Source organism: Candidatus Sphingomonas colombiensis (assembly GCA_029202845.1).
GTDB classification, from domain to species: domain Bacteria; phylum Pseudomonadota; class Alphaproteobacteria; order Sphingomonadales; family Sphingomonadaceae; genus Sphingomonas; species Sphingomonas colombiensis.
In genome coordinates this window covers 1,429,804-1,453,382 of the sequence record CP119315.1, presented here as the reverse complement: position 1 = coordinate 1,453,382, position 23,579 = coordinate 1,429,804, and the positions used below count along the sequence as shown (strand labels likewise).

Below are 23,579 nucleotides of genomic sequence, written 5' to 3'. Positions count from 1 at the left end.
AGCGCATCACAGCCACGCGTCTATCGCAGCCCAGCCATCGAATCCGGTCAGACGGGCGAAACGCTGGCGATCCATTCCCCCAAGCGCGATGCGCTGTGCCGGCAGACCGCGCGCGATCGCCGTCGCCCGACGCACACCGAGCGCTGCCGAGCCCGGATGCGATCGGGTGGGGAACACCGGGGATATAAACAGCACCACCGCCCCATGACGAAGCCCGATCACCGCCTCGCGCCGGGAATGCGCTGCCCAGGTCGTCACCCCCGCCCCACGCCGCCCATGCGTCCCCATCTCGCCTGCGAGCCGCATTTCGCCGGCGCGCACCAGCAGCAGCTCGCGCCGCCGTGCGATCCGCAACAGCCGCGCGAACAGCCGCCGTCGCTCGAGCGCAGGCGTCGCATAGTGGCGAAAGACGATTCCCGAACCGCGCGGCATGCGATGCACCGCCTGCCACAGCCGGTCGCCGATCCGCTCATCGGTCATCAGCCAAAGGCGCGGGACGGGGTGGCGGGGAGGCATCGCGCTTCCTATAGCGCGGCTCATGCCTTCCGCCGAGATGTCCCCCGCCGCGCGCCTTGCGTCGATCCACGAGCGCATCGCGCACGCCGCAAAGCCCGCACGCCGTTCGCCAGCCGATGTCACGCTGATCGCGGTATCCAAAACCCACCCGGTTGACGCGATCACCCCGCTGCTCGCGGCGGGCCAGCGCGATTTCGGTGAAAACCGCGTGCAGGAAGCGCAGGAGAAATGGCCAGCGCTGCGCGAGAAATGGCCCGATGCGCGGCTGCACCTGATCGGCCAGCTCCAGTCGAACAAGGCGGCAGAAGCGGTCGCGGTGGCGGACGCTATTCATGCGGTCGACCGCCCCTCGCTGGTCACGGCGCTGGCGAAAGCGATGGACGCGCAGGACAAACGGCCGGCATGCTTCATTCAGGTCAATATCGGCGACGAACCGCAAAAGGGCGGCTGCGCGATCGAGGAATTGCCCGCGTTGCTGCTCGAGGCGCGTTCGGCTGATCTGCCGCTCGCCGGGCTGATGTGCCTGCCCCCGGCCGAGATTGAGCCCGCGCCCTATTTCGCGCTGCTCGCCAAGCTGGCGCGCGACCACGGGCTCGCCGGGCTCAGCATGGGCATGTCCGACGATTTCGAAACCGCCGTGCTGCTCGGCGCGACGCACGTCCGGGTGGGAAGCGCGCTGTTCGGCCCGCGCGGATAAGGTGGCACAGATGAAGTTCGACGCGATCCTGTTCGATTTCGATGGCGTGCTGATCGAGAGCGAAGCGATCGGCAACCGCCAGATCGCCGACTATCTCACCTCGATCGGCCACCCTACCACGCCCGAGCAATCCATGGCCAATTTCATGGGCTTATCGGGCGCCGATTTCCTGAGCCGGATCGAAAAGTGGATCGGGCGCCCGATTCCCGATGATTTTCACGCGGCGCGCAAGGCCGAAGACGCGCGGGTGATGGCCGAGGGGATCGACGCGGTTGCCGGGGCCATCGCCTTCGTAGAATCGCTTCCCGCCGATCTGCCGCGCGCGATCGTCTCGTCCAGCTCCACGCGCTGGATTCGCCGCCACCTCGATCATATCGGGCTGACCAACGCGTTCGGCGACCACGTCTATTCCGGTCGCGAACATGTGACCAACGGCAAGCCCGCGCCCGATCTTTACCTCTATGGCGCGGATCGATTGGGGGTTCCGATCGACCGCTGCGCGATTATCGAGGATTCCCCCGTCGGCGCGACCGGGGCTGTGGCATCGGGCGGCCATGTCATCGGCCTTTGCGCGGGCAGCCACTGCGCACCGGATCATGATCAGCGGCTCCGCGCGCTTGGCGTTACCGCGATCGCGCATGATTTCACCGAGGTCGCGCGCCTGCTCGACTGACGCCGCTGCGGCGGTTACACGCCATCGCGTGAAGATCGTCAGCTGGAACATCAATTCGGTGCGGTTCCGCATCGAGATCGTCGAACAATTCCTGCGCGAGGCATCGCCCGATATCCTGTGCTTGCAGGAAACCAAGGTGATGGACGCCGAATTCCCGGCCGACGCGTTCCGCGCGCTGGGCTATGAGCATATCCTGATTCACGGCCAGCGGATGCACCACGGCGTTGCGATCATCAGCCGGGTGCCACTGGTCGAGGACGATCGGCTCGACTGGCAGGCCAATCGCGAGGCGCGGCATATTGGTGTGCGCCTCGCCAATGGAGTGCGGCTGGAGAACGTCTATGTCCCCGCCGGCGGTGACGTGCCTGATCGCGAGGTGAATATGAAATTCGGGCAGAAGCTCGATTTCGTACAACGCATGACCGATTGGTCCGAAAAACTCGATCGCCCGACGATCCTCACCGGCGATTTCAATATCGCCCCGCTGCCGAGCGATGTGTGGAGCCACAAGGCGCTGCTCAAGGTCGTCAGCCACACGCCCGTAGAGGTGGAGGCGCTCGATCGGCTGAAAGCATCGAACGACTGGGTCGATCTCGGGCGGCATTTCCACCCCGCCCCCGCGCGGCTCCATACCTGGTGGAGCTATCGTTCGCCCGATTGGACCAAGAACGATCGTGGCCGCCGGCTCGATCATATGTGGGCGACAGGCGATGTGGCGAAAGCAGCGCGCGCTCACCATGTGTTCGAGGCATGCCGCAATTGGGAAAAACCGTCGGACCATGTGCCGATCATGACCGAGTTCGATTTTTGAGCGATCCCCGCCAGGCCGCGCGCGCGATCGACGCGCTGCGCCGCGGCTGGCCGATCCGCATCGGCGCACTGGCGCTGCTGCCCGTCGAGACGGCGGACGCGGTGCGGCTCGCCGCGTTCGATGCCGAGGGCAAGGCGCCTTTGCTGCTGTCGGCCGGCCGGGCGGTGACGCTGAAGCTCGCCAACCAATTGGAAGCGGCGGTGCCCGATGCCCCGGTGCTGGTCGATCGCGCGCCATGGCTCGATTTCGCGGTGGCGACCGCGCTGGCCGATCCGCAACTCGATCTCGCCACCCCGCTCAAGGGGCCGTTCCGCGCGATTCACCTGGATCATCCCGATGACGCCGCCGCCGCCTTGCGGCTCGCGCGTATCGCTGGGCTGTTGCCGGCTTTCTTCGCACTGCCCGATGGCGCGGGCGAGGTTGCGATCACGCCGGGCGATATCGATGCGCATGAAGACGCCATCCGCCTGACGATCGCCGCGCGCGCGCGGCTGCCGATCGCGCATGCCGAGGATGCGGAGATCGTGGCCTTCCGCACACCGGAATCGCCCGGCGAGCATGTGGCGCTGGTGATCGGTGCGCCGAACGGCCAGCCGCCGCTCGTGCGCCTGCACAGCGAATGCCTCACCGGGGATGCGCTCGGCAGCCTGAAATGCGATTGCGGGCCACAGCTCGATGCGGCGATCAAGGCGATCGAGGCGAGTGGCTGGGGCATCCTGCTTTATCTGCGGCAGGAGGGGCGCGGCATCGGGCTGGTAAACAAGTTGCGCGCCTATGCCTTGCAGGATCAGGGGCATGATACGGTGGACGCCAACACCCGGCTCGGCTTCGCGATCGACGCGCGCGATTTCGGGGTAGCGGCGCGGATGCTGGCGCTGCTCGGCCAGCATGAGGTGCGGCTGATGACCAACAATCCCGCGAAGGTCGCCGGTCTGGAAGCAGCAGGCATCCGCGTTGCCGAGCGCGTGGCGCACGCGCTGCCGCCCAATCCGCACAATGAGCGTTATCTCGCCACGAAGCGTGATCGCACCGGGCACCAGCTCTAAGAAATGCTAAGGCCCCCGCTCCGGGGGCTTGGAGCGGGGGCCAGCCTGACGTTCGTCACGCAGGGGGAGCAGGACGTCCCGAGCAACAGGGGGAAAATCTCGGGGCCCCGCATCCACCTCGATCTTGTACGCTCGTAAACCTGTCGCTCCGGTGAACGATTGTAAGAAAAAACCACTAACTGTGTGCAGGATTTCTCCGCGGGTCGTTCCAGCGGAACGTTCCGTCGTCCACGGGCGCGTTGAAGCGCTGATCGGACAGGCGGATCGTCGTGCGGTTTCCCTGGCTGTCCAGCATCACCCAGCCCTGCAGCATCAGCCCGCCTGGCGCTGCATCGTCGCGCGCGAAAACCAGCGTGATCCGGCCATATTCCGGGTGCTTGGCGTCATAACCTTCCACCGAAAGCACACGCGGATCGGCTGACGGCACCACCTTGGCATAGCCGCTGATATCCTTGTTCGGATTGATCAGCACACCGAGCGGGGTATTGCCGATCGGCCAGCGCTGCACCTGCTTCACCGAATAATCGATGAAGGTCAGCGCTTTGCCATCGCCGACGATCAGGATCGGCACGCCCTTTCCATATTGAAAGCGGATCTTGCCCGGCTTCTTCAGCGTCAGCGTGCCGTTCAGCACCTTGCCGTTGCGATCCGTCTGGCTGAACGCCGCGGTCATGCTCGTCACCGCGGACAGGTGGCGCTGGACCTGCGCCAGATCGCCGGTCTGCGCCACGGCAGGGGCCGCGAGCGCGATCGCGGCCGCGACAGGCAGGAAGGTCTTCACGCCAAATCTCCCGATCATCATGGCCGCGCGCTATCGCAGCCGCGCATTGAACGCATCGTGAACTCGTCGTTCATCCCAGCAGCGTGATCAGCCCCTGGGTGCTTTCGGTGCCGATCCACCCCTCATACATCATCTTGATCGCGACGAAGAGGATCACCGCCAGACCGAAATAAGCGATCCAGCGATAGCGATCGATAATCCGCGCGATCCAGTTGGCGGCAAGCCCCATCAGCGCGACCGACAGGATCAGGCCGACGACGAGGATGCCGGGATGCTCACGCGCCGCACCAGCGACCGCCAGCACGTTGTCGAGGCTCATCGACACATCCGCCACCGCAACTGCCCAGGCGGCGCCCGCGAAGCTCTTGGCCGGGCTGAGGCCGGATTGCTGGCTATCGTCTGCGACATCCGCCGTATGACCGCCGCTGCGGATCTCACGCCAGAATTTCCAGCTCACCCACAACAACAGCAAACCGCCGGCGAAGATCAGCCCGACGATCCCCATCAGCCATGTCACCATCAGCGCGAAGATGATGCGGAGCACCAGCGCGGCGACGATGCCGATCAGGATCACCTTCTTGCGCTGATCGGCCGGCAGCCCGGCGGCTAGCGCGCCGACGACGATCGCATTGTCGCCCGCCAGCACCAGATCGATCATCAACACCTGCCCGAACGCGGCCAGCGCCGCCGGCTCGGTGATATTCGAGAAATCGGCGACGATATGCTGCCAGATGTCGCCGAGCGAACCCGGACCGGCAACAGCAGCCGCGGCGGCAAGTAGAGTGAAAATCAACGCGATAACTCCCGGCGTTTTGCCGACGCAAACGGCTGGACCGCCGCCCCGGTTGCATCGCGTGTTACAAGCCTGAGACGCCCCCGGCTATAGGGTGTGTCACCGCGCGAGCGCTTTCCGGATCGCAGCGCCATCCGCATCGAGCGCGGGTGCGCGGCGCGGCGCCGCCACCGGCACACCGAAATCGAGCGGCGCGGCCGGCAACGTCGCTTCCTCGCCCGCGAACGGCACATAGCAGCCCGCGGCGATCGCTTGCGGATCGCGCGTCGTATCCGCGACGCTCTGAACACCGGCGAAGATCAGATCTTCCGCCTCCAGCGCCGCCTGTGCCTCATCCCATGTCATCGCGCCAAATGCGGCATCGAGCAGATCAACCAATATCGCGACATGCTCGCGCCGCGCACGCACACCGGCGAAGCGCGGATCGTCGAGCAGTTCCGGCCGCCGGGCGGCACGGGCGATCGCCGGCCAGTCACCATCCCCGCCGGAGCGAGGCACGATGATGAACCAGCGCCCGTCGCCGGACTGGAAGAAGTTGCTGAGCGGATTGATCGCCTGTTGTCGCGGGCGGGCCGAGGCCAATCGCCCGAGCTGGAGCTGAATCGCATGTTCGGAACCGCCGATGAACACGCCGACACGCAGCAGCGATCCTTCGATCTTCTGCCCCTCCCCGGTGCGCTCGCGGTGGAACAATGCCGCCATGATTCCCGACGTCAGCGCGAGCGAGGCGCTGTGATCGCCGATTCCGGTGCGCAACAGCGGCGGCTCCCCACCCTTCACCGTGGCGAGCGAGCATAACCCGGAACGCGCCCAAAACGCGGTAAGGTCGAATCCCGGCTTGGCGGCATCCGGCCCGGTCGGCCCGTAGCCGCTGAAATGCACGTAAATCAGATCAGGGCGGATCGCCCTCAATTCCTCCCAGCCGAGCCCAAGCCGCGCCAGGCTTGCCGCGCGCGTGTTGGTGACGAACACGTCGGCGGTGGCGACCAGTTCGCGCAGCATCGCGCGCTCATCTTCCTGTTCGAGATCGAGGACGATCGATTTCTTGCCGCGATTTTCGAGGTCGAACACGCGGTTTTCCGCGATCTCGTCACCCGTGAAGCCGAAGAACTGGCGGTATGGATCACCCCGCGGCGGCTCGACCTTGATTACTTCCGCGCCCCAGTCGGCAAGTTGCGCGCAGGCGCCCGGCGCAGCGATATAAGTGGCAAGCTCGACGACGCGGATGCCTTGCAGCAACGAACCTCTCCCCGTTTTTGGGAAGGGAATAGGGGCTATAGGATGAAACGCAAACGGCGCGGCAAAGCCGCGCCGTCGGTTGGGCCGATTGGCCCGCCGGCCGAACCGGCGCGAATCCTGCCGCGATGCGCGGCAGGCCGCACGCGGTTACTGATTCATGCTTTCGAAGAAATCCTCGTTGGTTTTCGAATCCTTCATCTTACCGAGCAGGAACTCCATCGCATCGACGGTGCCCATCTGCATCAGGATGCGGCGCAGCACCCACATCTTGGAAAGCGTGCCCTTCTCGACGAGCAGCTCTTCCTTGCGAGTGCCGGATTTGCCCACGTCGATCGCCGGGAAGATGCGCTTGTCCGCCACCTTGCGATCGAGCACGATTTCGGCGTTGCCGGTGCCCTTGAACTCTTCGAAGATCACCTCATCCATGCGGCTGCCGGTATCGATCAGCGAGGTGGAGATGATGGTGAGACTGCCGCCCTCTTCGATGTTGCGTGCCGCACCGAAGAAGCGCTTCGGGCGCTGCAACGCATTGGCATCGACGCCGCCGGTCAGTACCTTGCCCGACGAGGGCACCACGGTGTTGTAGGCGCGGCCGAGGCGGGTGATGTTGTCGAGCAGGATCACCACATCCTTCTTGTGCTCGACTAGGCGCTTCGCCTTTTCGATCACCATTTCCGCAACCTGCACGTGGCGCGTCGCCGGCTCGTCGAACGTCGAGGAAACCACCTCGCCGTTCACCGTGCGCTGCATGTCGGTGACTTCTTCCGGCCGCTCGTCGATCAGCAGCACGATCAGAAACACCTCAGGGTGATTGATGCTGATCGCACGCGCGATATTCTGCATCATGATCGTCTTACCGACGCGCGGCGGCGCCACGATCAGGCAGCGCTGACCCTTGCCGATCGGCGTGACGACATCGAGCACGCGGCCCGACTTGTCCTTGATCGTCGGATCCTCGATTTCCATCTTCAGCCGCTCGTCGGGATAGAGCGGGGTGAGATTGTCGAAGTTCACGCGATGGCGCACGCGATCCGGGTCTTCGAAATTGACGCTGATAAGCTTGGTCAGCGCGAAATAACGCTCGCCATCCTTGGGCGCGCGAATCTCGCCTTCCACCGTGTCGCCGGTACGCAGGCCGAATTTACGGACCTGATTGGGCGAAATGTAAATGTCGTCTGGGCCGGCGAGGTAGTTCGCCTGCGGCGAGCGCAGGAAGCCGAAGCCGTCAGCCAGCACCTCGATCGTGCCTTCGCCCATGATCTGGTCGCCATTCTCGGCCTGAACCTTGAGGATGGCGAACATCAGGTCTTGCTTGCGGAGGGTGGATGCACCCTCGACGCCAAGCTCCTCGGCGAGCTGGACGAGTTCCGCCGGAGCTTTTTTCTTTAAATCTTTCAGATGCATATCTGTCGTGTCCCGATGGGATCGGTAAGGGAGTTCAGCTCGGACGGCGGATGACGCTGGCGAACGAAGCTGTAAGGAGGCAGCGGAGCAGAATAAGCCCCGCCGTTAGGCGGAACTAGGAACCCGCTCGCGCCAAGTCAAGCCGGTGCGTTTCGTTTTGATTCACACACGATCAGAAGGGCCGCACGATCACCAGAATCACCGCGAGCGTCGCAGCGAGCGCCGGCACCTCGTTCATCATCCGCAGCCGCCGATTGCTGAGCGTCGGCTTTCCCTTCGCCAGCTTCTTCGAATAGCCCACCGCCCAGCCGTGATAGCCCGACAGCAGCAAGACGACCGCGATCTTCGCGTGGAGCCAGCCAAGCCCCGGCGTGCCGGCAAGCAGCCCGATATTGATGGCGAGCAATATCCCCATCGCCCAGGTGACGAGCATCGACGGGGTGAGGATGATGCTCCGCAGCCGGCGTTCGCGCTCCACCCAACGGGCCGCATCGGTGGAATCGCCCAGCCCTTCCTGATGATAGACCAGATAGCGGGGCAGCATGAACATTCCCGCCATCCAGAAGATGACGAAGATCACGTGCGCGGCCTTCACCCAGCCATAAGCGGCGCCCAGGAAACCCGGCTCCATCAACTTCTCCTCACCCGAGCGACCAGTTGCTCGACATGCGCGATCGGCGTGTGCTGGCCGATGCCATGGCCAAGGTTGAAGATGTGCGGCCGATCGCGGAATGCCGCAAGCACGCGATCCACGCCGCGCTCCAGCGCCTCACCGCCTGCTTCCAGCGCAAGCGGATCGAGATTGCCCTGCACCGGCATCCCCTTGGGCAGCACCGCATCGGCCCATAGCGGGTCCACCGTCTCATCAAGCCCGATCGCATCGACCCCGGTCTGCGTCGCATAAGCCGGAAGCTTGCCACCAGCGCCTTTCGGGAATCCAATCACCGGCACATCGGGATGCCGCGCCTTCAACGCCGCAACGATCCGGGCGTTGGGCGCGATCACCCAGCGATCGAATTGCTCGGGCGAAAGGCTCCCTGCCCAGCTGTCGAACAATTGTACCGCCTCCACGCCGGCCTCGATCTGGCCGGAGAGGTAATCGACCGTCATCGTCGCGATCGCATCGATGATCGCATCGAACGCCGCCACGGAGCGATAGGCAAAGCCGCGCGTCTCACCCTGATCGCGGCTGCCATGGCCTGCGACCATATAGGTGGCGACCGTCCACGGGCTGCCGGCGAACCCGAGGAAGGTGGTTTCGGCCGGCAAATCGGCCTTCACCTGCCGCACCGTCGCATAGACCGGATCGAGTCGTTCCGCCGCGCGCTGCAAATCGGTCAGCGGATGATCTACCAGCGCCGGCGACAGGCGCGGTCCCTCTCCCGGCCCGAACGTCAGATCCTGCCCCAGCGCCCAGGGCACCATCAGGATATCGGAAAACAGGATCGCGCCATCGAAACCGAAGCGATGAATCGGCTGCAACGTCACCTCGGCGGCGGCGATGGAATCGGTCGCGAGCGCCAGGAATCCGCCCTTTTCCGCCCGCAGCGCGCGATATTCGGGCAGATAGCGCCCGGCTTGCCGCATGAGCCACATTGGTGGGGTCGCCGGCCGGTTCCCCTTCAGGACATTGAGCAGGGCCTTGGTCACGGGGTTGCGCGTCCTTCTACCAGAATAAGAGATTCAATAATGTTGTTGATGTGGTTGGCGCGTGGGTTGCGGGGCTTATGCATCCCTGCCGGAAATGCCAACAGCTTGACCACCCGGCTTTGGCTGAATCGCTACGATTCGTGAATCGCTATCCACGTTATCCACACCCTGTGGAGGAACATCGCGACCGTGGACGGGGTTGTGGACGAATCAGACGTTATCCACGCCGCCCGATCCGGGTTGGCGGGCGGATGAGGTTACGCTAGCGCTTATCCCCATGATATCCACAGGCTCGTCCCGCTGAATGGTGAGGCTTCACCTGCACCTGTTGTCGGATTCCACCGGCGAGACGCTGGAGAATATCGCCAAGGCCGCGCTCGCGCAGTTCGATGATGTCGAAACGGTGCGCCATTTCTGGCCGATGGTGCGCACGGAGGCGCATCTCGATCGCATCCTGCAAGAGATCGCGCAAAATCCGGGGCTGGTGATCTACACGCTGGTCAATGCCACGACGCGTGGCGCGCTGGAGCAGCGTTGCAAGTCGCTCGGGCTGCCGATGGTCGCGCCGCTTGATCGGGTCACTGACGCGTTGTCCGATCTGCTCGGTCAGCAGGCAAAAGGGCGGCCGGGACGTCAGCACGCGCTTGATGCGGCCTATTTCGAGCGGGTCGATGCCATCCAGTTCACCATCGCGCATGATGATGGCATCGGCCATGAGGATTGGGAGAAAGCGGACATCGTCCTCGCCGGGGTGAGCCGCTCGTCAAAGACGCCGACCTCCATCTATATCGCCAATCGCGGCTTCAAGGTCGCCAATATCCCGATCGTGGTGGAAAGCCCGCCGCCATCGTCGCTCTATTCACTGAAGAAGCCGCTGGTCGTTGGCCTCACCACCAGCGCTGATCGGCTGATTCAGGTACGGCGCAACCGGCTGTTGTCGCTTAATCAGGCGCCTGCCACTGCTTATGTCGACCAGGATTCCGTGTCGAAGGAGATCGCGTTCGCGCGGCGCATGTTCACCGACAATGGCTGGCCGGTGATCGACGTCACGCGCCGCTCGATCGAGGAGACGGCGGCGGCCATCATCTCATTATACCACGAACGGCGCGGCAATCCCGGCGGGGGCGAGGCATGAAACTGATCCTCGCCTCGCAATCCGCCTCGCGCCGCGCAATGCTGGAGGCGGCGGGCGTGCCGTTCACCGCGCAACCGGCTTATGTTGATGAGGCGGCGGCCAAGGCGGCGCTCGCGGGTCGACCGCCGCGCGATCTGGCCGATGCGCTGGCCGAGTTGAAGGCGCTGAAGGTGTCGCAACGCGATCCGCAGGCTTTGGTGCTGGGATCGGATTCGCTCGCGGTGCTGGAAGACGGCACGATCCTCGACAAGCCCGAGACGCGCGAGCAGGCGGCCGAGCATCTGACATTGATGTCGGGCAAGCGGCACGATCTGGTGAGCGCGGCGGTGATTGCCGAAGCGGGACGCCCGGTGTGGCGGCAGGTCGATCGCGCGCGAATGTTCGTCCGCCCGCTGACCCCGGCGTTCATCGAGGCATATCTTGATGTCGAATGGCCGGCGATCGCCGGGTGTGTCGGTTGCTACCGGGTCGAGGGGCCCGGGGTGCAATTGTTCAGCCGGATCGAGGGCAGCCAGTTCACCGTGCTCGGCATGCCGCTGCTCCCGGTGCTTTCCTATCTGCGCGAACGTGGAGTGCTGTTGATATGACCGGGCGCGCTTATGCCGAAGTGATCGGCGATCCGATCGCGCATTCCAAATCGCCGCTGATTCACGGATTCTGGCTCGAAAAGCTCGGCATCGCCGCCGATTATCGCGCGACTCATGTCGTGGCGGATGATCTCGCGCGATTCATGGCCGAACGGCGCGACGATCCCGCATGGCGCGGCTGCAACGTGACGATCCCGCACAAGATCGCGATGCTCGATCTGGTCGATGATCCAGGCGATGTGCGCACCTCGATCGGCGCGATGAACACGATCGTGCGCGATGCGGATGGCCAGGTGTTCGGCACCAATACCGATGCTGCGGGATTCTATGCGCCGATCGCGGAAGTCGATCTTGCCGGCGCGCCCGCGGTGGTGATCGGGGCGGGCGGCGCTGCGCGCGCGGTGCTTTTCGCGCTTGCCCGCGCAGGGATCGGGCGGGTGACGATTCTCAACCGCAGCCCGTTGAAGGGGGCGGCGCTCCTCGCGCGCTTCGGGCTGAAGGGCGATGCGTTGCCGCTGTCTGCCCCCCTCCCCCCGGCCGCGTTGCTGGTCAACACCAGCGCGCTGGGGATGAAGGGTCAGCCGCCGCTGGAGATCGATCTCGCGCCGTTGCCGGAGGACGCGATCGTCTATGACATCGTTTATGCCCCGCTGGAAACGGCGCTGTTGCGTCAGGCCGAGGCGCGCGGACTGGATACGGTCGACGGGCTGGAGATGCTGATCGGGCAGGCGGCGATGGCGTTCGAGCTGTTCTTCGGCAAGCCCGCCCCGCGCGAACATGACGAGGCGCTGCGCGCGTTGCTGACACGATGATCCGCCTCGGCCTGACCGGCTCGATCGGCATGGGTAAATCGACCGTGGCGGCAATGTTCGCTGACGAGGGCGTGCCGGTGTTCGATGCCGATGCGGCGGTTCATCGCCTGCAGGGGCCGGGCGGCGCGGTGGTCGCGGCGATCGAGGCGCGTTTTCCCGGCACGACCGGTGCTGGCGGTGTCGACCGGCAGAAGCTCGGCGCGGCGGTGCTCGGCGATGATGTCGCGATGAAGGCGCTGGAGGCGATCGTCCACCCCGCGGTTGGGGCGGAGCGCGCGCGCTTCCTTGCCGATCATGCCGATACGGCGATCGTGCTGTTCGATATCCCGCTGCTGTTCGAAACTGGGGGCGAACGCGCGGTGGACAAGGTGGCGGTGGTCTCCGCCGCGCCCGATGTGCAGCGCACCCGAACGCTAGAACGGCCCGGAATGACCCCGCAAAAATTCGCCGCGATTCTCGGGCGGCAGACGCCCGATGCGGAAAAGCGCGCGCGGGCCGATTTCGTGATCCCCACCGATGTCCCGCTGGAGGAAACGCGCGCCGCCGTACGTGCGGTCATCGCTTGCCTGTCGCGTCCGCAAGGCCGATAACAACCTGATGCGGGAGATAGTGTTCGATACGGAAACGACCGGGCTCAGCTTCTCCGGTGGAGACCGGATGGTCGAGATCGGGTGTGTCGAGATCGTCAATCGGGTCGAGACCGGGCGCACCTTCCACGCTTATTACAATCCCGATCGCGCGATGCCGGCGGAGGCGTTCGCGGTGCATGGCCTGTCGGATGCCTTTCTGTCGGATAAGCCGCGCTTTCCCGATACGGTGGAGGTGCTGCTTGAATTCATCGGCGATGCGCCGCTCGTCGCGCATAATGCCGGATTCGATTTCGGCTTCCTCAACGGGGAGCTGAAACAATGCGGCCGGCCGCCGGTAAGCACTACGCGGATGGTCGATACGCTGACGATCGCGCGATCGCGCCATCCGGGGGCGAAGCACACGCTTGACGCGCTCTGTTCGCGCTTCGGCATCGATCGTTCGCATCGCGTGCTGCACGGCGCGTTGCTCGACGCGCAATTGCTCGCGCAGGTTTATGTCGAGTTGCGCGGCGGGCGGCAGATCGGACTCGGTCTCGTCAGCGAGGCGCCGGCCGAGACGAATCAGCTCACGCACGCACCGGCCACCTCGATCGTGCGTCCGGCCCGCGCATTTTCTGCAAGCGAGGCGGAACTCTCCGCCCACGCTGCGTTCATGGAGAAGGTGAAAAATCCGATTTGGGGGAGCGACGCGTCCGCGTGACGTGAATACGGCGAACGGGGTCAGGCCCGCCGTCGAAACAAGTGGAGAAAAGACGATGGATATCCGCGTTTCTGGTCATCAGGTCGCCACCGGCGGCGCGCTCAAGACTCACGTCGAGGAGCGGCTCCAGAGTATCGCGGATAAATATTTCTCGCGGGCGCTTTCCGCCGAAGTGACCTTTGGCAAGGGTCCGCGCGACGTCGGATTCAAATGCGATATCGTCGCGCATGTGATGAAGGGGCTGGTGCTGAAGGGGCGGCATGAAGCGCAGGACGCGCACCTTGCGTTCGATGGGGCGGCCGGCCGGATCGAAACCCAGCTTCGCCGCTATATGCGTCGGCTGAAGGATCGCCAGGCCGACAAGGCGCTCGAACTCGCCGAGGCCAATGGTTATGACAATGCCGGCTATACGTTGTTCGCCGAAAGCGCGGTGGAGGACGATGTTGCCGATGCGCCGCTGATCGTCGCGGAAACGCGGGTCGATGTGCCCGATGCCAGTGTGTCGGATGCGGTGATGATGCTGGATTTGCGCGACACCCAGGCGCTGCTGTTCCGTAATTCGGGGACGGGAGCCTATAACATGGTCTATCGTCGCGGTGACGGCACGATCGGCTGGGTGGAACCGCAGCGGGCGCGCTGAGGGGAATATTGCATCGAAATGACCAGTGATCTGAGCGACTTGTTGTCGCACGACCTGATATTGGTCGACGTCGTGGCGTCGAGCAAGAAGGCGTTGTTCCAGCATATCGCCGCCGTGATGGGGGGGGCGCTCGCGCTCGATCCCGCCGCGCTGGCCGCCGCGCTGACCGAGCGTGAGCGGCTGGGCTCGACGGGATTCGGCGGGGGCGTCGCGATTCCGCATGCCCGGGTAACCGACGTGCCGCGCATCGCGGTGCTGATCGCACGGCTGGCGAAGCCGATCGACTTCGCGGCGGTGGATGACGTGCCGGTCGATATCATCGTCGCGATGATATCGCCGCTCGATGCGGGGGCGGAGCATCTGAAGGCGTTGGCGCGCGTATCGCGGCGGTTCCGCGATCGCGCGTTCGTCGAGAAACTGCGTGGTGCGGGATCGCGCGACGCATTTTATGCCTTGCTCGCGGCGGATGAGGCGCGTGAAGCATCCTGAGGGCGCGGCGGCGCATTTCCGCGCGCTTGAATCGCTTTATGCGGCGGCGCCGATCAACCGTTTCTTCGATTCCACGCTGGAGATCCCCGAGGCGGGCGTGGCGCGAATCCGCTTCACCGTGGATCAGCGTCATTTTCACGCCGGTGGCGCCACCCATGGCACGGCATATTTCAAGATGCTGGACGATGCCGCTTTCTATGCCTGCAACAGCCTGGTGACCGATCGCTTTCTGCTCACCACGCAATTCAGCCTGTTGTTCACCCGGCCGCTGCCCGAAGGGCCAGTGGTAGCGGAGGGCCGCTGGATCAGCGGGCACCGCCGCGTCTTCGTGGGCGACGCGCGGCTGATTGACGCGCAGGGCGAGGAGGTCGCGCGCGGCACCGGCACCTTCATGCGCAGCCGAATCGCGCTCGCCGGCCTGCCTGGCTATCGAATGTCATGAGCGCGCGATTGCCGGCGCACATTTTGGTCGGCGCGTTGTTGCAGCGGGTGAATGACGCTGGCGGAATCGCAGTAGTGCGGGCGCGTGGCGATCGTCAGGCAGGCGCGATTCTGATTCTCGATGAGCAGGAATCGCTGATTCTGGAGCGCGGAATCGGCCCCGATGGTAACGCCGCGCTGATCGAAACCGGGCCGGCCGCCGGCCGCGAGGAATCGCTGGACGATTATTGGCAACGGCGGCGCCAGCGTGATCCCGATCTGTGGGTGGTTGCTCTGGATATCCCGCAAGCGAAACGGTTCGCCGCTGAAACGATCTGCGACGATTGACTCTGCTGCGCTGCAAAAACAGTAACCGCTCGTTCATATTTTAGCGTTGTGCCGAGTGCGGGTGCGATCCGTTCGGTGACGCAGTCGGGGGGGAACCCGGCCGATCGTATTTTTTGACGATCGAGCTTCCGCGTACCCACCGCCCATGTCTGTTGTTGAATGTCGTTTTCTTCCCGGGTCGCGGTTGCCGCGGCTGTGACTTTTTCGATCGTCGGTTTCGCTGCTGGAAGCAGCGCCGGTCTAGCGGCCGAAGTAGCGCCAAGCGTGCTCGCCACGATCCAGCCGGTTTCCGTGCCGGCGATGCCAAATCCAATTCCCGCCCCTGCGCCGACCGAAGCCGCGTCCGCTGATGTGCAGCAGGACGATGAGGTCGCTTATCCGACGCTCGCCGCCGCCGTGGCCGCGCAGCAGACCAAGGGCGAAATCGATGAGGATCTGCGCTGCCTTGCCGGCGCGATCTATTATGAATCGAAGGGTGAGCCGCTCACCGGCCAGCTCGCGGTGGCGGAAGTGATCCTCAACCGCGCGGATACCGGCCGCTTTGGCCAGTCGATTTGTGCAGTCATCACCCAGCCGGGCCAGTTTTCGTTCGTTCGTGGTGGTCGCGTGCCCAGCATCGATCAGTCGCGTCCGGCATGGCGCACCGCGCTCGCGGTGGCCAAGGTCGCGCTGAATGATGAATGGGATGGTTCGGTTGGCGACGCGCTTTATTTCCATGCCCGCCGCGCATCGCCGGGTTGGGGTAAGGTGAAGGTCGCGTCGATCGGCAATCACATCTTCTATCGCTGATCTTTTTTTCGTTCTCTAGATGTTCTATGCGGGCGGGGTGACCATCACCTCGCCCGTTTCGCATCTGGACGATTCGCTGTCACCGATGGTGGCGCTGGATGTGGCGCGCGGCGTGACGCGGATGTTGCTGCGGCACGAGCTGGTCGCGATCCCCGAAGTTCCGCTCGAAGGGGGACGACGTGCCGATCTGATGGCGCTCGATGCGCGTGGGCGAATCACGATTATCGAGATCAAGGTTTCGCGCGCCGATCTGCTCGGTGATGCCAAGTGGCGTGACTATCTCGATCATTGCGACCGCTTCTTCTGGGCGGTGCCGGCGGGATTCGATGTGTCGCCGATCGAAGGCGAGGCATTTCTGCCGGAACGCACCGGGCTGATCGTCGCCGATCGCTATGACGCGGCGGTGTTGCGGGAGGCCCGAAGCGATCCGCTCGCCAGCCATGTGCGCAAACGCTGCACGCTCGCTTTCGCGCGGCGCGCGGCACGGCGGTTGATCGCGCTGGGCGATCCCGAAGCCGGGCCGGCGTTCTGAACGCAGGCCCGGCCGGACGTTACATCTTCGGGCCGGCGATTGCGCGCGGCGCGGTCTTGGGCTTTTCGTCGATCACCTTGGCGATGGCGGGCGAGCGCGAATCGGCATGGGCATAATCCCTTGCCGACATGCCGGCGACATTGTCGGTGATGTCGGGATCGGCACCGGCGTTGAGCAGCGTTCTGACCAGCGGCAGATCGCGGCGCTGCACCGCGCGGATCAGCGGCGTTTCTCCGGCTGAATTGCCGAGATTCGGATTGGCCTTCACCAGCAGCAACGTGTCGACCAGGCTGTTCTGACCGAACTGGATCGCCATCAACAGCGGCGTATCACCCTTGCCGTTGCGGAGATTGGGATCAGCGCCGCGCGACAGCAGATAGCGCAGATAGGTGTCGTCGCCGCGCCGGATGACGATATGTAGCGCGCCGTCCCCCGTCGTCACGTCGCGGGTGTTGATGATCCGCTGGCCGGGCTGATCGAGGATCTTGGTCACCTCGTCGCCCTTGGCGTCCTTCACGGCCTGAAGGAATTTGTAGCTCTGGGATTGCTGCTGCGCATAAGCGGGCAGCGCGGAGGTGCCGGCAAGGATCGCGGCGGCGAAAAGGAAGCGCTTCATTGGCGGTCGAAATTCCACACAGGTTGCGATTGCGGCTCTAACAGATCATCTCAGGCGGTACCATGAACCTGCGTATTTCCTTTGTCGTCACCGCGCTCGCGCTCGCGGCCTGTTCTCCAACCAAGCCGGCGGAACGCCCGCCGTTGGAGGGCGCGCGCATTGGCGGCGCCTTCACGCTGACCGATCAGAACGGCAAGCCGGCGACCGATCGCGATTTCGCCGGCAAATATCGCATCATGTATTTCGGCTATACGTTCTGCCCCGATGTGTGCCCGCTCGACGTGCAGAATATCGGTGCGGCGCTGAAGATCGTGGAGAAGGAGCAGCCGGCCGTCGCCGCGCGCGTCGTGCCGGTGTTCGTGACGATCGATCCGGCGAGGGACAATCCGGCGGTGCTCAAGCAATTCGTCGGCGCGTTTCACCCGCGCATGATGGGCCTGACCGGTACGCCAGAGCAGATCGCGACGGTCGCCAAGGAATATGGCGTCTATTATGCGCGCGGCCAGGGCGGGCCGGGCGGCTATATGATGGATCACAGCCGCGCCGCTTATCTGATGGCGCCGGATGGTAAGCCGCTTGCGTTGCTTTCGCAGGAAGGGCCGCCGCGCAAGATCGCGGACGAAATCGAGCGTTGGGCGAAATGAGCCGCTTCTGGGAAGATACCCCGCTCGAAAAGCTCGACCGCGCGCAATGGGAAGCTTTGTGCGACGGCTGCGGCAAATGCTGCATCCATAAGCTGGAGGACGAGGATACCGGCGAGCTGGTCGCGACCAACGTAGCCTGCCGGCTCCTCGATCGGCGGAGCGGGCGATGTTCGGATTATCGCCACCGCCATGCCTATGTCAGCGAATGCGTGCGGCTCACCATGCGCAATGTTCGCCAGATAGACTGGCTGCCCTCGACCTGCGCCTATCGCCTGCGCGCGGCAGGGGAGCAGTTGCCCGAATGGCATTATCTGGTGTGCGGCGATCCCGAGGCGGTGCATCGCGCGGGCCAGTCCGTGCGTGGCTGGACGATCAGCGAGGACGATGCGGGCGAGTTCGAGAACCATATCGTCGATCGAGTGCTGTGACCGACGACATCGAGGTGGTGCGACATCCGCGCGCGCGCCGCGCAAAGCTATCGCTCGATCCGGCAAGCGGGCGCACACGGCTGGTGATCCCGCCGCGCGCTTCCGCCAAGGCGGCGCTGGCATGGGCCGCGACGCAAGCTGAGTGGCTTGCCCGGCAGCGCGCCGCGCTTCCGGCGGGACGGCCGTTTGTCCACGGCACGACGCTGCCGTTTGACGATTCGACGCTGGTTATCGCGTGGGACGAAGCCGCCTCGCGCCGGGTGACGCGCAGCGACGATCGGCTGATTCTGGGCGGCCCGATCGAAACGGTGGGGCGGCGCGTCGAATCATGGCTGAAACGCGAATCGCTGCGGCTGCTGAGCGAGGATACCGCGCATTATGCCGCGCTGGCTGGCGTGAAGGTGGTGAAGGTCGCGATCGGCGACGCGCGTGGACGCTGGGGCAGTTGTGCGTCATCGGGCACGATCCGCTATAACTGGCGACTGGCGATGGCGCCGCGCGCGGTGCGCCAGGCGACCGCCGCGCATGAGGTCGCGCATCGCATCCATATGAATCATAGCCCGGCGTTTCACGCGCTGGTCACCACGCTCTACGGCCGCGATCCCGCGCCCGAACGGGGCTGGCTACGCACGCATGGCGCAGCGCTTCACTGGTACGGGCGCGGTTCCGTGGAATAGATTGCCGGCGGCGGTGGCCGATTGCCCGGCTGGTTCGGCGGCGGCGCGGCACTGTTCGGGCGACGCTGGTCACGACGCTGATCGCGGCCGGTGACGCGATCGATCCAGTCCTGATCGAGCCGTTCCTGCGGCGGCGGGATGGCATTGCCATCGTCATCCACCTGCGGCCGATCAGGGCGCGGCGCGGCTCGATCAACGACGGGCGGTGGGTTGGCGTCGGGATAGCCAGGGATGCCGCCTATCGGGTTGCCATCCGGATCGACGAACATGCCATTGTCGGGGATACCGTAATAGCTTTCCGCATCTGGCTCGAGCTGCGCCTCGGGCAGTGTTACCTGCGTATCGAATTGCTCGATCGGGCGGTTGGCGACCGCCTTTAGCATGAAATCATGGAAAGCGCGCGCCGGCGCGGTGCCCCCGTGCAGCCCGGCGATCGGCTTGGCATCATCGCGGCCCATCCACACGCCCGTGGTGAGGCCGGACGAGAAACCGAGGAACCAGCCATCCCTTGACGAACTGGTCGTGCCGGTCTTCCCCGCCACCGGGCGTCCGATCTGCGCCGCGCGGCCGGTGCCGGTGTTCACCGTCGTCTGCAACAGGTCGATCATCTGTGCGGCGACCTGCGGCGCAACGAGCACACGGCTGCGATCTACCTCGTGCTGGTAGATCACGTCGTTGTTGGTCGTCACCTTGGTGATGCCATAGGGCGTCACGGCCACGCCCTGATTGGCGACGCTGGCGAAGGCGCGCGTCATATCGATCAGTCGCACGTCGGAGGTGCCGAGCACCATCGAGGGATGGGTGTTGACCGTGGTGGTGATGCCGAAGCGCCGCGCCATATCCGCCACCGTCGCGAAGCCGACCTGCTGCCCAAGTTTGGCGGCGATCGTGTTCAGCGAATAGGCAAAGGCTGTGCGCAGCGTCACCTGCCCGGAATTGCGGCGTGAGTCGTTGCGCGGGCTCCAGCCATCGATCGTCACCGGCTCATCGATCTCGGTCGATTCGGGAGTCTTCCCTGCTTCGAGCGCGGCGAGATAGACGAACAGCTTGAACGCGGAGCCGGGCTGGCGCTCGGCCTGCGTCGCGCGGTTGTAGATTGAGGAGACATAATCCTTGCCGCCAACCATCGCGCGCACCGCGCCATCGCGATCGAGCGCGACAAGTGCCCCTTGCGCGCCCGACGGCGCATTCTGCCGGACCGCGGCATCCGCGTCGCGCTGCATGTTCAGATCGAGCGTCGTCCACACTTCCAGCGGCTTTTCGGTCTCGTCGATCAGCAGCTCAAGCTGGGGCAGCGCCCAATCAGTGAAATAACGGACGCTGTTCTGCTTCGGCTCCGGCGCGAGCGCGACCGTTTTGGGATCGGCGGCGCGTGCCTCGCCAGCGGTGATCACCCCATTGTCTTCCATCGCCTGAAGCACGACCGACGCGCGGCCAACCGCAGCGGCGGCATCGGCGGTGGGGGAATAGTTCGACGGCGCCTTGACGAGCCCGGCGATGATCGCCGCCTCCGGGAGCGACAGGTGATCCGCGCCGTGCCCGAAGAATTTCCGCGACGCCGCGTCGATGCCATAAGCGCCGCCGCCATAATAAACCTTGTTCAGATACAGTTCGAGAATCTCGTCCTTGCTGAACTTGCGCTCCATCGCGAGCGCGAGAATCCATTCGCGGAACTTGCGGCCGAACTTTTTCTGATTGTTGAGGAACACGTTGCGCGCGAGCTGCTGCGTGATCGTCGATCCGCCCTGCACCCAGCGCCCACGATCCAGCCGTACCTTGAGCGACCGCGCGACGCCGATCGGATCTACCCCTAAGTGGCTGTAAAAGCGTCGATCCTCAACCGCGACCGTCGCGTCACGCATCACTTTGGGAATGCGATCAGCCGAGAGCCATTCGCCATAGCTAGGGCCGATCGACACGATCACCGTGCCATCGGCGGCATGGACGCGGATCATCTGGCCGTTGGGCGACGATTTGAGCTGATCATAGCTCGGGAGCTGCGCGCGCGTGACGTAAACTGCGGTTACAAGCGCGCCGATGCCGAGGATCGCGAGCACAATCAACAGCTTGATTGCAAGCGAGAGGCGGCGGCGCCAGGGCGAACGGGGGCGGGGGGCGCGGGCCATTAGATCGGCTAAAGCGAATAGAGGCTTAGCCGGCGCTTAACAAGCCGGCGTTGCCCCGTGCTTTATCGTCTCGGCTGGAAATCGAGGCTGACCGAATTCATGCAATAACGCATGCCGGTCGGTGGCGGGCCATCGGGAAAGACGTGGCCGAGATGGCTGTCGCAGCGTGCGCAACGCGTTTCCGTGCGGGTCATGCCGTGGCTGGTATCGGTATGATCGGTCACCGCCTCGGGCGAAAGCGGGCGGGTGAAGCTCGGCCAGCCCGAGCCCGAATCATATTTGTCGGCCGAATCGAACAATGCCAATTCGCACGCCGCGCAATGATAGATGCCGTCGGCCTTGTTGTTATTGTATTTGCCCGCGAAAGCGCGCTCGGTGCCGGCTTCGCGCAGCACATGATATTGTTCGGGCGTCAACCGCCGACGCCATTCGGACTCGGATAGATCGAGATGTTCCATGCGCGCGAATTTCTGCCGTGGCGCTATTCGCGTCAAGCGGTGTCGCTAGCCTCGGCGCTATTTGCGCGCGCGAGGCGCTGGCAGGCGCGTTAGAACGGGCGCTCGCCGATATAATTGCCCGCATCGCTATAGCGACAGACGAGCACATCCTCATCTCGCCCACGCGCGATCGCGCATCCCACCTCGCCGGTCTCCCGCCACATCAATTGGGTATAATGACCGATATCGCTGACGTTGCCGGTCGAACTGTTGTTAGGAAACAGCCCGGGCGTGAAATAGCGCTTCTCGCGAATCCACGCATCGACCATTCGCTCCAGCGTGAAGGCGCCTTTGGTGCCAGCCCACAGGTTTTCACCCTCGGGCTCGTCGTCGCGCTCGGGAGCATGTTTGAATTGCCCGGTCGTCGCGAGATGGCTCGCCCACATGCGTGCCCGGCCCGCGAGACGCTCATCCCATTTGAGCGGCGCGATGCCCATCGCGGCCCGCTCGCTGTTATGACGAGCAAGCAAACGATCGGCGAAGTTCGACGAGGGATCAGTCGCGCTAACCAGCAACGGAAGTGCCGGAAGCAGCGCGATACCCGCGAACAGCGATGTGAGTCGTTTGTGCGACACGATAAGCCCATCCCGAGGAATGGACTGATCTTCTCATCAGTCGGTCAGCAGGCGATTGAAAGGGCTGGTTAGTTTTAGGCTAACTACAATTATGTCGCGGACGGCATGATCGCCACGGTGTCACCGCGTTTCACGGTCGCGAATAGCAGAGCGGCGAACGATGGCGGCACACCGATGCAGCCATGCGTGGCGGAGCCGCGTCGCACGTTGCTGGCGTGGATTGCGACGCCGTCGCCGGTCAGCCGCAGCATATAGGGCATCTCGGCGTCATATAGCGACGAGCGGTGATCCTCCCGCTTCTCCATGATCGGGAAAACGCCTGTGGGCGTCGGCTTGCCATCGGTGCCGTAGAGGATAACAGAAGAACCGATCTCATGCCCGCCACGGAATACCGATAATAATTGGCGGCGAAGATCGACGCGCACCCATATCTCTCCGGCGGGGATATGCTGGTCGTTCCAGACATAATCGCCGAAATGCATCGTCTCGCGGACGTTGAGCAGGCTTTTGACCATCCGGTGCTCGCCATCCGGCAATGTCAATTCGGGATATTGCCCTGCGGGATACCAAAGGCGCGGGCCCTGCTCGACCTGGCGTGCCGGCGGATCGGGGACATATTGATCGACATGGTGCTTGGTGACGGCCGCGGCGATGGTGATTGCGGCGGCAGCCACGGCGAGCGGGAGCGCGGCGCGCGAAAGCACCTGCATCAACCGCCTTGTGTAGCGCTCAACGATTGCCAGCCGCCGCCGTCCGAAAGACGCGACGGCGCAGCGCGGCACCGATGCCGAAAAAGCCGATCAGCATCATGCCCCAGGTGGCCGGCTCCGGAATTGCCCCGGCGGGCGGCGTGACGGGTGGCGTGACGGGTGGCGTAACAGATGGGGAGCCCGGCCCGAGCGGGGGGACAAAGGTCGGGACTGATGGTCCGAACGGCGAATGTGTCGGTCCCGCAAAATCGACCGCTGGTATGATCGGGCCGGCGCTATCGCCGAACGGCACGCCACCTTCATCGATGAACGGCGGCCGTTCGCGGACGGAGGTCAGCACGCGTTCGACTGGCGTAAGCGGCTTCGGCACCGCTTTCGCAGCCGGATGATTATGCTCATTACTGGCGACGCGCTCGCGAACCTTGGTCTGCGTCAGTGCGCCGGCACCGCGGGCTCCGGGCGAGCGATCGGTGAACATCGCCAACGGGTCGGCCAGCGCGGCCATCACCGCAGCCTTCGCACTACCGATACCGTCGCGATCGAGCATGATATAGCCAGTGCCGACCCCTGACGCCGCGAACAGCCCCAGAATAATCAGCCTCTTGCCTCTTCCACCGATCTTCATGCGGCTAACTTTCGGCAGCACCGACTCCC

Annotated in this window: 31 protein-coding genes; 18 read left to right on the top strand and 13 right to left on the bottom strand. The window is 64.5% G+C overall.

Translation table 11 applies throughout. The features are described from left to right. Positions 1–6 precede the first annotated feature (6 nt). Positions 7–516, bottom strand: a complete 510-nt coding sequence (locus P0Y64_06920; GenBank protein WEK44514.1) for a thiamine phosphate synthase — start codon at positions 514–516, stop codon at positions 7–9. Between the two features lie 22 nt (positions 517–538). On the opposite strand from P0Y64_06920, the gene P0Y64_06915 reads away from it, so the two are divergent. Genes P0Y64_06915 through ribA form a run of 4 tightly spaced genes read left to right on the top strand, consistent with a single transcriptional unit; the run spans position 539 to position 3,743 of the window. After that, positions 539–1,213, top strand: coding sequence for a YggS family pyridoxal phosphate-dependent enzyme (locus P0Y64_06915; GenBank protein ID WEK44513.1), 675 nt, complete (start codon positions 539–541; stop codon positions 1,211–1,213). A gap of 10 nt (positions 1,214–1,223) precedes the next feature. Then, the gene (locus P0Y64_06910) at positions 1,224–1,886 is read left to right on the top strand and encodes an HAD family phosphatase (GenBank protein ID WEK44512.1); all 663 of its coding nucleotides are present in this window, start codon (positions 1,224–1,226) and stop codon (positions 1,884–1,886) included. Between the two features lie 28 nt (positions 1,887–1,914). Then, the gene (locus P0Y64_06905; protein WEK44511.1) at positions 1,915–2,697 is read left to right on the top strand and encodes an exodeoxyribonuclease III; all 783 of its coding nucleotides are present in this window, start codon (positions 1,915–1,917) and stop codon (positions 2,695–2,697) included. Next, complete coding sequence (gene ribA, locus P0Y64_06900) at positions 2,694–3,743, top strand: GTP cyclohydrolase II (protein ID WEK44510.1); 1,050 nt, start codon at positions 2,694–2,696, stop codon at positions 3,741–3,743. The genes P0Y64_06905 and ribA overlap by 4 nt, the downstream gene beginning before the upstream one ends. Positions 3,744–3,918: 175 nt before the next feature. Here the strand turns inward: ribA and P0Y64_06895 are convergent, their stop codons facing one another. The 6 genes from P0Y64_06895 to hemE all read right to left on the bottom strand — a co-directional run bounded on the left by P0Y64_06895 (position 3,919) and on the right by hemE (position 9,556). Beyond that, positions 3,919–4,524, bottom strand: a complete 606-nt coding sequence (locus P0Y64_06895) for an outer membrane lipoprotein carrier protein LolA (protein ID WEK44509.1) — start codon at positions 4,522–4,524, stop codon at positions 3,919–3,921. Between the two features lie 70 nt (positions 4,525–4,594). Continuing rightward, entirely contained in the window at positions 4,595–5,317 is a 723-nt protein-coding gene (locus tag P0Y64_06890; protein WEK44508.1) for a TerC family protein, read from the bottom strand. 99 nt (positions 5,318–5,416) lie between these two features. Further along, positions 5,417–6,556 (bottom strand): CoA transferase, encoded by a 1,140-nt coding sequence (locus P0Y64_06885; GenBank protein ID WEK44507.1) that lies wholly within the window; start codon positions 6,554–6,556, stop codon positions 5,417–5,419. A 147-nt stretch (positions 6,557–6,703) separates the two neighbouring features. Beyond that, positions 6,704–7,960 carry a transcription termination factor Rho gene (rho, locus tag P0Y64_06880; GenBank protein ID WEK44506.1) on the bottom strand — a complete coding sequence of 419 codons (1,257 nt, stop codon included), beginning with the start codon at positions 7,958–7,960 and terminating at the stop codon, positions 6,704–6,706. A gap of 172 nt (positions 7,961–8,132) precedes the next feature. Beyond that, positions 8,133–8,591: a CopD family protein gene (locus tag P0Y64_06875; GenBank protein ID WEK44505.1), complete on the bottom strand. Its 459-nt coding sequence runs from the start codon at positions 8,589–8,591 to the stop codon at positions 8,133–8,135. Next, a complete protein-coding gene (hemE, locus tag P0Y64_06870) occupies positions 8,591–9,556 on the bottom strand; it encodes a uroporphyrinogen decarboxylase (GenBank protein WEK44997.1) in 966 nt (321 codons plus the stop codon). Before hemE ends, P0Y64_06875 begins: the two co-directional genes overlap by 1 nt. A 358-nt stretch (positions 9,557–9,914) precedes the next feature. Here hemE and P0Y64_06865 point away from each other — a divergent pair, with 358 nt between their 5' ends. The 11 genes from P0Y64_06865 (at position 9,915) to P0Y64_06815 (ending at position 16,652) form a co-directional block, all read left to right on the top strand. After that, positions 9,915–10,745, top strand: coding sequence for a kinase/pyrophosphorylase (locus P0Y64_06865; GenBank protein ID WEK44504.1), 831 nt, complete (start codon positions 9,915–9,917; stop codon positions 10,743–10,745). Beyond that, on the top strand, positions 10,742–11,332 hold the full coding sequence (locus P0Y64_06860; protein ID WEK44503.1) for a Maf family protein: 591 nt from the start codon (positions 10,742–10,744) through the stop codon (positions 11,330–11,332). The genes P0Y64_06865 and P0Y64_06860 overlap by 4 nt, the downstream gene beginning before the upstream one ends. Continuing rightward, a complete protein-coding gene (gene aroE, locus P0Y64_06855; GenBank protein WEK44502.1) occupies positions 11,329–12,144 on the top strand; it encodes a shikimate dehydrogenase in 816 nt (271 codons plus the stop codon). Before P0Y64_06860 ends, aroE begins: the two co-directional genes overlap by 4 nt. After that, complete coding sequence (coaE, locus tag P0Y64_06850; protein ID WEK44501.1) at positions 12,141–12,734, top strand: dephospho-CoA kinase; 594 nt, start codon at positions 12,141–12,143, stop codon at positions 12,732–12,734. The genes aroE and coaE overlap by 4 nt, the downstream gene beginning before the upstream one ends. Positions 12,735–12,741: 7 nt before the next feature. After that, positions 12,742–13,434 carry a DNA polymerase III subunit epsilon gene (gene dnaQ, locus P0Y64_06845; protein WEK44996.1) on the top strand — a complete coding sequence of 231 codons (693 nt, stop codon included), beginning with the start codon at positions 12,742–12,744 and terminating at the stop codon, positions 13,432–13,434. Positions 13,435–13,489: 55 nt separating this feature from the next. Next, positions 13,490–14,074: a ribosome-associated translation inhibitor RaiA gene (raiA, locus tag P0Y64_06840; GenBank protein ID WEK44500.1), complete on the top strand. Its 585-nt coding sequence runs from the start codon at positions 13,490–13,492 to the stop codon at positions 14,072–14,074. Between the two features lie 18 nt (positions 14,075–14,092). Next, positions 14,093–14,563, top strand: coding sequence for a PTS sugar transporter subunit IIA (locus P0Y64_06835; GenBank protein ID WEK44499.1), 471 nt, complete (start codon positions 14,093–14,095; stop codon positions 14,561–14,563). Continuing rightward, a complete protein-coding gene (locus P0Y64_06830) occupies positions 14,541–15,005 on the top strand; it encodes a PaaI family thioesterase (GenBank protein WEK44498.1) in 465 nt (154 codons plus the stop codon). Before P0Y64_06835 ends, P0Y64_06830 begins: the two co-directional genes overlap by 23 nt. Continuing rightward, positions 15,002–15,331, top strand: a complete 330-nt coding sequence (locus P0Y64_06825) for a DUF1491 family protein (GenBank protein ID WEK44497.1) — start codon at positions 15,002–15,004, stop codon at positions 15,329–15,331. Before P0Y64_06830 ends, P0Y64_06825 begins: the two co-directional genes overlap by 4 nt. Positions 15,332–15,490: 159 nt before the next feature. Beyond that, positions 15,491–16,120, top strand: a complete 630-nt coding sequence (locus P0Y64_06820; protein ID WEK44496.1) for a cell wall hydrolase — start codon at positions 15,491–15,493, stop codon at positions 16,118–16,120. 85 nt (positions 16,121–16,205) lie between these two features. After that, complete coding sequence (locus P0Y64_06815; GenBank protein ID WEK44995.1) at positions 16,206–16,652, top strand: MmcB family DNA repair protein; 447 nt, start codon at positions 16,206–16,208, stop codon at positions 16,650–16,652. A gap of 19 nt (positions 16,653–16,671) precedes the next feature. Here the strand turns inward: P0Y64_06815 and P0Y64_06810 are convergent, their stop codons facing one another. Beyond that, positions 16,672–17,268 carry an ankyrin repeat domain-containing protein gene (locus P0Y64_06810; GenBank protein ID WEK44495.1) on the bottom strand — a complete coding sequence of 199 codons (597 nt, stop codon included), beginning with the start codon at positions 17,266–17,268 and terminating at the stop codon, positions 16,672–16,674. 62 nt (positions 17,269–17,330) lie between these two features. Between P0Y64_06810 and P0Y64_06805 the strand changes: the two genes are divergently transcribed. From P0Y64_06805 to P0Y64_06795, 3 genes are read left to right on the top strand one after another with little or no spacing between them, the layout of a single operon-like run. After that, a complete protein-coding gene (locus P0Y64_06805; GenBank protein WEK44494.1) occupies positions 17,331–17,912 on the top strand; it encodes an SCO family protein in 582 nt (193 codons plus the stop codon). Next, on the top strand, positions 17,909–18,340 hold the full coding sequence (locus P0Y64_06800) for a YcgN family cysteine cluster protein (GenBank protein WEK44493.1): 432 nt from the start codon (positions 17,909–17,911) through the stop codon (positions 18,338–18,340). The genes P0Y64_06805 and P0Y64_06800 overlap by 4 nt, the downstream gene beginning before the upstream one ends. After that, positions 18,337–19,017 carry a DUF45 domain-containing protein gene (locus P0Y64_06795; GenBank protein ID WEK44492.1) on the top strand — a complete coding sequence of 227 codons (681 nt, stop codon included), beginning with the start codon at positions 18,337–18,339 and terminating at the stop codon, positions 19,015–19,017. The genes P0Y64_06800 and P0Y64_06795 overlap by 4 nt, the downstream gene beginning before the upstream one ends. Here the strand turns inward: P0Y64_06795 and P0Y64_06790 are convergent. From P0Y64_06790 to P0Y64_06770, 5 genes are all read right to left on the bottom strand, one after another. After that, positions 18,987–21,065 carry a PBP1A family penicillin-binding protein gene (locus tag P0Y64_06790; GenBank protein WEK44994.1) on the bottom strand — a complete coding sequence of 693 codons (2,079 nt, stop codon included), beginning with the start codon at positions 21,063–21,065 and terminating at the stop codon, positions 18,987–18,989. The two genes, P0Y64_06795 and P0Y64_06790, sit on opposite strands and share 31 nt — an antisense overlap. Positions 21,066–21,205: 140 nt before the next feature. Further along, a complete protein-coding gene (gene msrB, locus P0Y64_06785) occupies positions 21,206–21,601 on the bottom strand; it encodes a peptide-methionine (R)-S-oxide reductase MsrB (GenBank protein ID WEK44491.1) in 396 nt (131 codons plus the stop codon). Between the two features lie 89 nt (positions 21,602–21,690). Further along, positions 21,691–22,215: a CAP domain-containing protein gene (locus P0Y64_06780; protein ID WEK44490.1), complete on the bottom strand. Its 525-nt coding sequence runs from the start codon at positions 22,213–22,215 to the stop codon at positions 21,691–21,693. An 89-nt stretch (positions 22,216–22,304) separates the two neighbouring features. Further along, positions 22,305–22,925 carry a L,D-transpeptidase family protein gene (locus tag P0Y64_06775; protein ID WEK44489.1) on the bottom strand — a complete coding sequence of 207 codons (621 nt, stop codon included), beginning with the start codon at positions 22,923–22,925 and terminating at the stop codon, positions 22,305–22,307. A 19-nt stretch (positions 22,926–22,944) separates the two neighbouring features. After that, on the bottom strand, positions 22,945–23,571 hold the full coding sequence (locus tag P0Y64_06770) for a PEPxxWA-CTERM sorting domain-containing protein (GenBank protein ID WEK44488.1): 627 nt from the start codon (positions 23,569–23,571) through the stop codon (positions 22,945–22,947). Positions 23,572–23,579: the final 8 nt, after the last annotated feature.